This window comes from Mycobacterium sp. (genome assembly GCF_035314665.1).
Classification (GTDB): Bacteria; Actinomycetota; Actinomycetes; order Mycobacteriales; family Mycobacteriaceae; genus Mycobacterium.
The window spans coordinates 25,330-35,184 of record NZ_DATFZD010000269.1 but is presented as its reverse complement, the minus strand read 5'-3'; the positions used below and the strand labels follow the sequence as shown (position 1 = coordinate 35,184).

Here is a 9,855-nt window from a genome sequence, read left to right as displayed (position 1 = left end):
CGCCAAAGGCTCGGTCACCCACTACCGCAGTGCTTCGCAAAGCGGAGTTCAGGTGCTCTCGATGCAGCTGGGGGTCATGCCAATCGCTTCCCCCTCCGGTGGCCTGGCTGAGTACCAGCCCCCGGGCTTTCCACCGGTCGGGATCGATCACGTCGCCGGGCTGGCTGCCGCGTTCGATGATCTGGCAGATCCGCTCACCGCGACCCTGCGTGGGGGAGCGGCGTCGCGTCACTACGCCGATCACTTCAGCGTCGATCGCACAGTGGACGGCCTTGTGGATGTGCTCACCGAAGTGGGTCATCGAATTGGCAAGGCACCAGCATGAATCCGGGTTGCGGCAGCCTGTTCCAACCGGGCCGAGAAGCAAAACGGTCGATGGGCTGGTGGCATTCGCCGTTGCTGGCCTTGCCCTGGCGTCACGGTACATGCCGATCACCAATCACGTCGTGGCGTTGACGGCGGCCCTTTCGCCATACCCGATGCTTTGCGGACCACTATCGGTGGTTTGTTGAACCTGGCTAGACGCTGGATTCTCGCCGCCATCGCCGTGGGATTGACTATCGCGACGCTGGCAGTGAACTCGCGCCGCGAGCTTTGATCGCAGTGATTGGGGCCCGCGGTTTCCCGGGTGTGTACGTCGTGGGTTCACCGGCCGCTTCACGAAGCGACTCGAGCATGATCCGCGCGACGCGCTCGACCACGGGCGGATCAAGCATGCTGTAGTGGTCAGCGGCAAGACGGTGCACCGTCAACGGTCCTTTGTGGAATTCGTCCCAACCCAATAGATCTGCCTCCACATCGGTCGCGGTACCCTCGGCCACGAACAGCTGCATCGGCACCTCGTGTCCGGGCTCGTGATAGCGGCGTGCGATCTCTGCAACGCCGCGGAAGTCGAAGTACTGTGGCGGCCGCAGCGCACCACTCCGAAGCAGCCGGAGCGCGACTTCAGTGTACTTGGCCCACTGCTCACGCGCGGGCTGTTGGCATAACCGGCGAAGCCGCCATCGCAGCGTGCACTGCGCGGGCAGCGGTTGCGCCATCGATGGTGCCGCAGCATCGAGAATGCCCATCCAGTCGACTTGCTGCCCTGCATCGACAGCCTGACGTGCAACTTCGTAAGCCAACAGCCCCCCGATCGAGTAGCCGGCCAGCGCAAGCGGACCATCCGGCTGCCGGCTGCGGATCGTCGAAAGAGCTTGGCTGGCATGCTCTTCGATGGTCACCGATCGGTCGAACCGCCCGCCTGGCTGATCGGGGATCAGCGTGTGTACCGACTGCGCCGCACCCCACCGCGCCGTAAAGTGTCTCAAGCTCATCGCCGAATTAAGGTTGGGGAAGATGAAATGCAGCGGTGGGCCGGACGTGACGTCGCCGGTCCGACTGGGGCTTCGGGCATCGAGTAACGCGGCGAGTTCTGCAATAGTCCTGCCGCTGTCGAGGAACGTCGAAAGCGATAGCGGCACAACGAATGCCCGCTGAATTTCAGAGATCAGCCGGGCCGCCAGCAGCGAATGTCCGCCGATATCAAAGAAGTCGGAGTTGACGTCGGTCACGGGCATGGCTAGCAGATCAGCCCACAGCGCCGCGACGCGCATTTCCGTGTCGTTGCGTGGCGGCTGGGCGCTGTTGCGGACCGTTCCCCGCGACGCCGGTGCGGGCAGTGCGGCCTTGTCCAGCTTCCCACTAGCGGTCATCGGGAGCGCGCTCAGACGCATGAATGCGCTAGGAACCATATATTCCGGCAGGCGGCGACGTAGCCAATCGCGTGCCTCGGCGTCGCTCGGGCACCCCGTCTCGCCGACGACGTACGCGACCAACTGCTGATCGCCGTTGGGCGCCTGGCGGGCGACCACTGCGCAGCATCCCACGTCTGGGTGCTCGCACAGGGTGGATTCGATCTCGCCCGGCTCTATGCGAAAGCCGCGGATCTTGAGCTGGTCGTCACTGCGGCCCAGGTATTGGATGCGGCCGTCGGGCAAGAACCTGCCACGATCGCCCGTTCGGTAGATCCGCCCGCCGACATGGAATGGATCGTTTCCAAACCGGCGCGCTTCCTCGTCAGGGCGATTGAGGTAGCCACGAGCCACTCCCACACCGCCGATGGCGATCTCTCCGGGAACGCCTATGGGTTGGAGTCGCCCGCGGGGGTCGGTAATGTACACCCGCACGTTCGGCAGGGCCCTGCCAACGGTGATGGTGTCTCCCTCGGCCACCCGCGCGAAGTTGGTGCCAGCCGTGGCCTCGGTGGGGCCATAGCCGTTCCAGACCGCACCGCATCGCTGCAGCAGCGCTTTGGCCAGCTCGTCGGTGAGTGTTTCGCCGACCGACACCACCGTGAGACGACGGTCGCCGCACCAGCCAGCGGCGAGAAGCGCCTTCCAAGTGGTTGGTGTCGCCATCATGTAGGTTGCGCGGCTGTGGGCGATCAGCGGGCTTAGCTCAGCGGGGTTCGTCGCCTGTGCGGAGGTGGCGAGCACCAGGCGCGCTCCGCACGCCAGCGCGCAGAAGATGTCGGCGAGGGCGAGGTCGAAGCTGATGGAGGCCACCGACAGCACGGTGTCGGACGCAGCGATGCTCATCTCGCGAAACATGGTGCGCATCAAGTTCGCGAGGCCGCGATGCTCGATGGTCACCCCCTTTGGGCGACCGGTCGAGCCGGACGTGTAGATCACGTAGGCCAGGTCAGTAGACGACACGGTGCTTGACCGGGAGCCGTGGCAAGGTGCGGACGGCTCCAGATCGCCGAGATTGACGACGGTCGCCGTGACCGCGTCCCCACCGGTCGGCAGGTGACAATCGATCAGAACGACGTTCGCGGCGGCGTCGTTGATGAAGAAGGTGTTCCGGGCGGCCGGCTGCGAGGGATCCAGCGGCAGAAAAGCCGCGCCGGATTTGAGAATTCCCACAAGGGCCGCCACCAGGTCGGGCGTGCGGTCCAAGAGCACGGCCACCACCGTGCCAGGACCGGCACCCGCCTGCACCAACCGCGATGCGATGGCCTCCGCGCGGTCGTCCAGTTGCCGATAGGTCAGCGTCGCGTTGCCGACCTGTACCGCTACCGCGTGGGGCGTACGTTCGACCTGCGAGCTGATGATCTCGTGCACGCATTTCGGCGAAATGCCGTGTGGGGTGGTCAGATTCCCGCTGAGCTGACGCCGGCGCTCATCCGGGGTGACCAGATCATGTTCGGCCATCGGGATTCCAGGCGCCGCCGCGACAACATCGAGCAGGCGGCGCCAGTGCGATGCCATCTCGCGTGCCGTCTCACGGTCGAACAAATCCGTGCTGAAGACGAACCCTCCGGCGACGTGTCCCTCGGGCCGCTCGTCCAGCTCGATGCTGATGTCGAACTTCGCCCATCCCACGGCGTCACGAAGATCGGGTTCCATCATCTGCAGTGACCAGTCATCAGCCGGGGTCGGCGGCGGCTCAAATAGCAACGCCGTTTGAAAAACCGGATTGTTGCGCGGGTCTCGCGGAAGGCCGAGGCCGGCCACCAGAGTATTGAACGGCACCACATCGCTGAGCGCTTCGGTGACCACGCTACGGATTCGGCCTATCAGTGCGGTGAAGGGCTCCTCGCCGGACACGTCACATCGTAGGACCACCGGGGTGACACAGGAGCCGGCCACCGCCAGCAGGTCGTTGCGGGGGCGCAGGTCGTGCTGGCTGCCGAAGACGACCTCGGTGGAGTCGGCGTAGAGATGTAGCCACCACGCGTATGCGGCGGCCAGCGCGTGGAAAAGGGTGCCGCCCGCGATCCGAGCCGCACGGCGCAGCCCTTCAACGGTGGTGTGGTCAATCGTCAGCGGGATCGTCCCGCCGGCCAAGGTCTGACGCTGCGGTCGCGGATGATCGAGCGGCACCTGGGTGTCCGTGACGCCGGCAAGCCGCCTGCGCCAGTTAGCAATTCGGCTGGCTATCTCCGGTCCGCAGACCCAATCGAGCTCCCAGGTCGCGTAGTCGGCGTACTGCGCCTGCGGCTCGGGCAGCGACGACGGCACGCCCATGGCGTAGCTGCGGTACAACGCCGTCAGCTCTGGGAATACCACGCGGCGCAGCGTTATCCCGTCAAAAACCAGCTGGTGTAGGGCCAGGTAGAGCCGGTGGTCGTGCTCGGTGACGCGGATGAGCCGCGGACGAATCAATGGCCCGTCGGCAAGGTCATAGGGACGCAGCGCGTCGGCGGTGGCGATCTCGGTGGCCCGGTGAACCGCGCCCTCGGGACCTAGCTCTGACAAATCGGTAACGGGCAGATCGATTTCCGTTGGCTCCCGTACGACTTGCTGCGTCACGCCGTCGACAGTCACAAAGGTGGTTCGCAACGCCTCGTGCCTTCTCACCACCTCGTTGAGCGCCCGCCGTAACGCGTCCACATTGAGTGCACCCCTCTTATGGATCACGAGCAGCTCGTTGTACGCCCGCGAGTCCGGTGCGAGCTGGCTCAGGTACCACAGTTGAGTCTGCGAAGCCGAAAGGGGGAGCGGGCCGGATGCGGTTCGCGAGTTGACCGCGTGCGGTTTGGCCGCTGGGCGCGAATCGCCAGCTCGGACAAGCGGCTCGAAGACCGCGCGACCCCTACCTTTCACACGACCGCCCGGGCATGCGGTGGCTGGCGGGCGTGCCAGCACGCCGTACTCCTGGCGACCACTGCAGAGCCACCGCGATCCAGGTCTCGGCGAACGCCGGCATTTCTGGTTGTGTGGTCACGAATAACAAAGTGCTCTTCCTAGCTGAAGCAGGCCCAGCACACCGCGGTTACCGCACCACGGTGACGGTGACGCCGAGTGCGAACCAAAACATACCTGAGATGTAACTGTAGCACCAGGTACATACTAATAGTCTATTATAGACCATGCAAGCCAATCTCTGGTTTGGTCCATGTTAAGGATCACCGCGGCCCGAAGACTCGGAAAGAAAACAGACCACGCGCTCTGTCAGCCCTGGTGCGATATGCCCGTTTTTTCAGGTGTTAGCCTGCGCCAGGAGCGTCGAAGTTCCGCCGATGTGGGTGACCACAGCCCGCGGTTCAAGAATCACGTGTAAACCGACCATTTCGAGACTTCGTGCAAGCGACTCTTCTTGGTGGTAAAGAAAGTAGCGCTCGTCAAAGCCGCCGACCCGCCAAAAGTGCTCTGCGCTTATCGCGATGCAGGATCCTTGTACGTACGGGACCTGACCTCCAGATCGATAGACCTCTTGGTCCGCCGGAATATCGCGCCTAACCGATTTAGTTGGAAAGAAGACTTCCGCAAGATCCGACCGCACACGCGACCAATATCGTGCCCTAGTCGCGTCATTACCTGCGGAATCCAGGATCCGAGGTCCGACCAAAGCGCCCCTGTGCAAAACCGTGTCCGCCAAAATCCGCACACTATCGCGGCCAAACGACGCGTCCGGGTTAAGGAAAATGAGCACCTCACCGGTCGCATTCGCCGCTCCATGCTGTCAGATATTCCGCAGCTCAGGCCGAGAATCTGCCAACGCGTAGGCTTCGGCGTCGGAGCCGCGCGATCCGGATCAGCATGAGCGGGTGGTCGGGCTGCCGCGAAGCCACGCGACAGCGGTTGACGGCTTTGGGAAACAGCGCAACGATTCTCGTGCACAGCATCACAGGGCGTCGACGACAATCCATGCCGACGGGGAGACCTAACGTGGCCTTTGATCCGGCCGAGTCTGCGGCGAGCGTCCTACGCGGTTGGGCGCACGCGATGCTCGCGCATCGCCATGGCAGCGAGGTCTACCAGACCTCGACGATGGGCGCGTTGCTCGACGGCGTCTACGACGGCGACGTCACGATCCGGGAGTTGTTGCGGCACGGCGACTTCGGTCTCGGCACCTTCAATGGCCTGGACGGCGAAATGTTGGTGCTCAACGGCGCCTGCTATCAATTGCGCGGCGACGGCAGTGCGCGGGTCGCCGATCCGGACCAACGTACCCCGTTCGCCGTTGTCACCTGGTTCGCCGCCGACCGCTCATTCGACGTGACCGCGCCGGTCAACCGCGCCGAACTCAAAGCGCGCATCGACGAGTCGCTGCCCAGTACCAACCTCATCGTCGCGGTCCGCGTCACCGGCGATTTCAGCGTGATTAGTACCCGCACCGTAACCGAGCAACACCGGCCCTACCCACCGTTCACCGAGGCCACCCAAGAGCAGCAGGAACTGAGCTTCACCGACGTGACCGGCACGCTGGCCGGATTCCGGATGCCCGAGTACGAACAAGGTATTTCGGTGGCCGGCTACCATTCCCACTTCGTCGACGCCGAGCGTCACCACGGCGGACACGCCCTCGACTACCGGCTGACCCGGGGCACCGTCGAGATCGGTCTGCGTTCCGATCTTCACCTAAGTCTGCCGCGCACACCGGAATTCCTTGCCGCCGAATTGCACAAACCAGACCTCGACAGCCAAATCCGCCGTACCGAGGGAGAATGACGTGAGCGATAGCGACGTGCGATCCGCCCAGCGTGTTCTCGAGACGCTGTCCGCGTACGGCATCCGTTACATCTTCGGCGTGCCGGGCGCGAAGATTGACTCGGTCTTCGACGCTCTGGTCGACGGCGGGCCGGAATTGATCGTTTGCCGCCACGAGCAGAACGCCGCGTTCATGGCCGCCGCGGTCGGCCGGCTCACCGGCACACCCGGTGTCGCGCTGGTGACATCGGGGCCGGGCACCACCAACTTGGCCACCGGCCTGGTCACCGCTACCACCGAGCAGGACCCCATGGTCGCGATCTGCGGGGCCGTCGCCCGCGCCGACCGGCTGAAGCGCACCCATCAGTCGATGGACGCCGTTGCGGCGCTTAAGCCCTTCACGAAATACACCGGAGAGGTCAACGACCCCGATAACGTGCCGGAAGCGGTCGCCAACGCCATCCGCGCCGCGCTCGCGCCGCCGCGAGGTGCCGCCGCGGTCGTGCTCCCAGCCGATGTGTCGACGGCTGGCACATCGGCAGCGATCGTGAAGCCATCGCCGGTGCCGACGCTGGGCGCGGCGCCTGCAGACCGAATTGCCCAGGCCGCCAGCCTGATTCGGGAGGCAAAGCGCCCGGTCCTATTTGTCGGTGTTCGCGTCGGCGATCCGGAACCGTGTGCGGCGCTGCGTGAGTTGCTCGCGGTTACCGACCTGCCGGTCGTAGAGACATTTCAGGCCGCCGGTGTGGTGTCCCGAGAACTCGAGGATCACTTCGTCGGGCGCGTCGGGCTGTTCCGCAATCAGCCCGGCGACATTTTGATCAACCACGCCGACTTATTGGTGACGGTCGGCTACGACCCCGTCGAATACGATCCGCGGTTTTGGAACTCGTATGCAACCCGCACGCTGATCCACATCGACGAGGTTTCGGCCGACATCGACAACCACTACCAGCCGACGCTGGAATTGCGCGGCGACATCGCCGCGACACTCGCCGAATTGATCCCGCCGCTGTCGGGGCTGCGGCTGTCCGCGGAGGCCAGCAGCGCGATAGCCGAGCAGCGGACAGCACTGCTGCAGATCAACGACGAAGCACGGGCTCATCCCAACACCGGCATCGGTGCCAACCCGGCGGCGGTGGTCCTCAAGATCCGGGACCTGATCGACGACGACGCCACCGTCGCCTGCGACATCGGATCGCACTACATCTACATGGCCCGGCACTTCCGCGTCTATCGGCCTCGCCGGCTGCTGTTCTCCGACGGCCAACAGACCCTCGGCGTCGCGTTGCCGTGGGCGATGGCCGCCGCGATGGTCCGGCCGGGCACCCAGGTGGTGTCGGTATCCGGCGACGGTGGATTCCTGTTCAGCGCACAAGAATTGGAGACCGCGACCCGGCTAGGGCTCAGCTTCACTCACGTGATCATGCGCGACAACACCTACGACATGGTCGCGTTTCAGGAGCAGCTCAAGTACGGGCGCACGTCGGGGGTGCAACTGGGCGACTACGACGTCACGCACTACGCTGCGGCGTTCGGCGCCAAAGGCATTCGGGTCAGCGGCATCACCGAGTTCGAGGCCGCGCTCAAGCAATCTCTGAACGAACCCGGGATCACCATCATCGACGTGCTCGTCGATTACAGCCGCAACACCGAACTGTTCGCCGAGCTGCACGACGGCGTTGTCGAATAAGCGTGGAGTGACGCCGGACTACGGGATCACGTCCACCAAGTTGACAAAGGTTCCTGCAGTCGCCTCGGCGACGGGTGCGGCGGCGCCGAACAAGATGATGAACGGAACCATGACCACGTCGGCGGCGATTGGGTCAGCGATCGCGTTGATCAGGTTGCCGGCCTCCAGCTGGTCCAAGAACATGGTCGCGTCGTATGCGGGCAAGCTGGTGAGGAGCGCATCGACGGTGTCTGCAATCGGCACCAAAGTCCCATAGTCGGCTGCGACGGTGCCGATCAGATCGTTGAGAATATCGGTCGGCGACGACAGCAACGTCGCGTCCGAAATCGGGTAGTTTGCTGCCTCGCCTAGCCCCTCTTTCAAAATTTGGAAACCCTGCTCCAGCGACGGGTGCAGGGTGTCGGTCAAGCCGGTGTTGACCGCGGACATCAACAGCGTCGACAGCGACAGGTTATCTGCCAGCGGCGTTATTTGGTAAGTGCTCGGATTTTCCAGATCCTGAATGGCTGTGCTGATTCCTTGCTGTAGGCCGTTGCTCAATGCGGTGGAGACAGCGGACCAGTCGAGGTTCGTCGGAAACAGCTCGAACGTGGTAGGGACGTCGGCATCTCCCTGATCCCAGCCGTCGGTGATGCTGCCGTAGCCCAGGTTCACCAGGACGCGCGTGTCGGGTTCGAGCAGGTCGTAGAGCGGCTGTCCGATTACCGGGAGCAGCCGCAGCGGGTCCAACAGTGGCAGGCTGTCGTCGGGGATGATGTAGTAGTTGGTCAAGGTGTCGGCCGCCGATGTCGGCAACTGGATGGCCGAATCGATCTGTGCGGCAGTGTCGCCCAGATACGCACCGTGGTCATAAAGGATTCCCAGCGCGGCGTTGAGGTCGGAGACGAGGTTGAGCGGATATTTCGGGAAGTCGGCGAAGCCGTCGTATTCCTGCGTGTAAATGTCGGTCGGGTAGAGGTCGTCGGGCGTCGCGCCGGTCAATGTGAAGCCCAGGCTCGGGAAGCTCGGGTCGGTACCGGCAGGGAAATCGAAGCGTTCCATGACGCCCCCGTCGGGGTTGCTTACATCACCAACGAGCACGAAGTGCACATCGTCACGGGGCACACCCTGGTTCGTCAGTTCGGTCATGGTTGTCGAGGCGATTATGGAGCTCTGCGAGAAGCCGAACACGACCACAGGGTTGGCGGCGTCTGCCTCTCCGGTAGCGATCTCGTGCAAGATTGCAGCGTCCAGAATCTGTTGCCCCTCCGCAGCTGACGTGTCGTACGGCAGGCTGTGCACCCCCGTGCCCGGATACAACCCCTCGGGAGTATCCAGCGCCTGCGGGGTGCCGGTGAATCCGCGCGGCTCTAGGTATAGCTGGTTGACGGCATCCACGTAGGCTGGCGGCGGTGTCGGAAGGCCGCTACCGCCGATGACGAACGCGGTGCCATCCCCGAGTGCGGAATCCGCCGTGTCACCGCTGGTCAGCGCGACGTCGCGGGCTTGGCTGGCGGTTAAGGGTGCGGTCACCGGCGTCGCGGTGATCAAGCTGGCACCTGTGATGGCAACACCGGTGGCGAGGCAGACGCGAAGCATCGAACGGCCCAGCATAGAGACTCCTCGGCTAAGAGGTGACTGAGCGAGTCTAGTTGACGGCCGACGACGACGGGCCGCCTTCGTTCCAGCGCCGAGGCTCGGCGTGAGGCATTGGTGCAGGCCACCGCCGACGTGGCGGCCGCTACGCGCTGAACAGTAAGTACAAAC

General features: G+C 64.1%; 5 protein-coding genes. 3 read left to right on the top strand and 2 right to left on the bottom strand.

Annotation, left to right across the window (positions count from 1 at the left end; translation table 11 throughout):
* A partial coding sequence (locus VKI00_RS19255) for a glycosyltransferase (RefSeq protein WP_414687238.1) occupies positions 1–325 on the top strand: 325 nt, incomplete at its 5' end.
* A 232-nt stretch (positions 326–557) separates the two neighbouring features.
* Here VKI00_RS19255 and VKI00_RS19250 read toward each other — a convergent pair.
* Positions 558–4,589 (bottom strand): amino acid adenylation domain-containing protein, encoded by a 4,032-nt coding sequence (locus tag VKI00_RS19250; RefSeq protein ID WP_324440189.1) that lies wholly within the window; start codon positions 4,587–4,589, stop codon positions 558–560.
* 1,122 nt (positions 4,590–5,711) lie between these two features.
* On the opposite strand from VKI00_RS19250, the gene budA reads away from it, so the two are divergent.
* Both budA and alsS read left to right on the top strand, forming a co-directional pair.
* Complete coding sequence (gene budA, locus VKI00_RS19245; protein WP_324440195.1) at positions 5,712–6,437, top strand: acetolactate decarboxylase; 726 nt, start codon at positions 5,712–5,714, stop codon at positions 6,435–6,437.
* Between the two features lies 1 nt (position 6,438).
* Positions 6,439–8,109 (top strand): acetolactate synthase AlsS, encoded by a 1,671-nt coding sequence (alsS, locus tag VKI00_RS19240; protein WP_324440187.1) that lies wholly within the window; start codon positions 6,439–6,441, stop codon positions 8,107–8,109.
* An 18-nt stretch (positions 8,110–8,127) separates the two neighbouring features.
* Here the strand turns inward: alsS and VKI00_RS19235 are convergent, their stop codons facing one another.
* Positions 8,128–9,702 (bottom strand): PE-PPE domain-containing protein, encoded by a 1,575-nt coding sequence (locus VKI00_RS19235; protein ID WP_324440185.1) that lies wholly within the window; start codon positions 9,700–9,702, stop codon positions 8,128–8,130.
* Positions 9,703–9,855: the final 153 nt, after the last annotated feature.

Coding starts and splice junctions, on each gene's coding strand:
- budA (WP_324440195.1), top strand. CDS start 5,712: ATGCTCGCGCATCGCCATGGCAGCGAGGTCTACCAGACCTCGACGATG.
- VKI00_RS19235 (WP_324440185.1), bottom strand. CDS start 9,702: ATGCTGGGCCGTTCGATGCTTCGCGTCTGCCTCGCCACCGGTGTTGCC.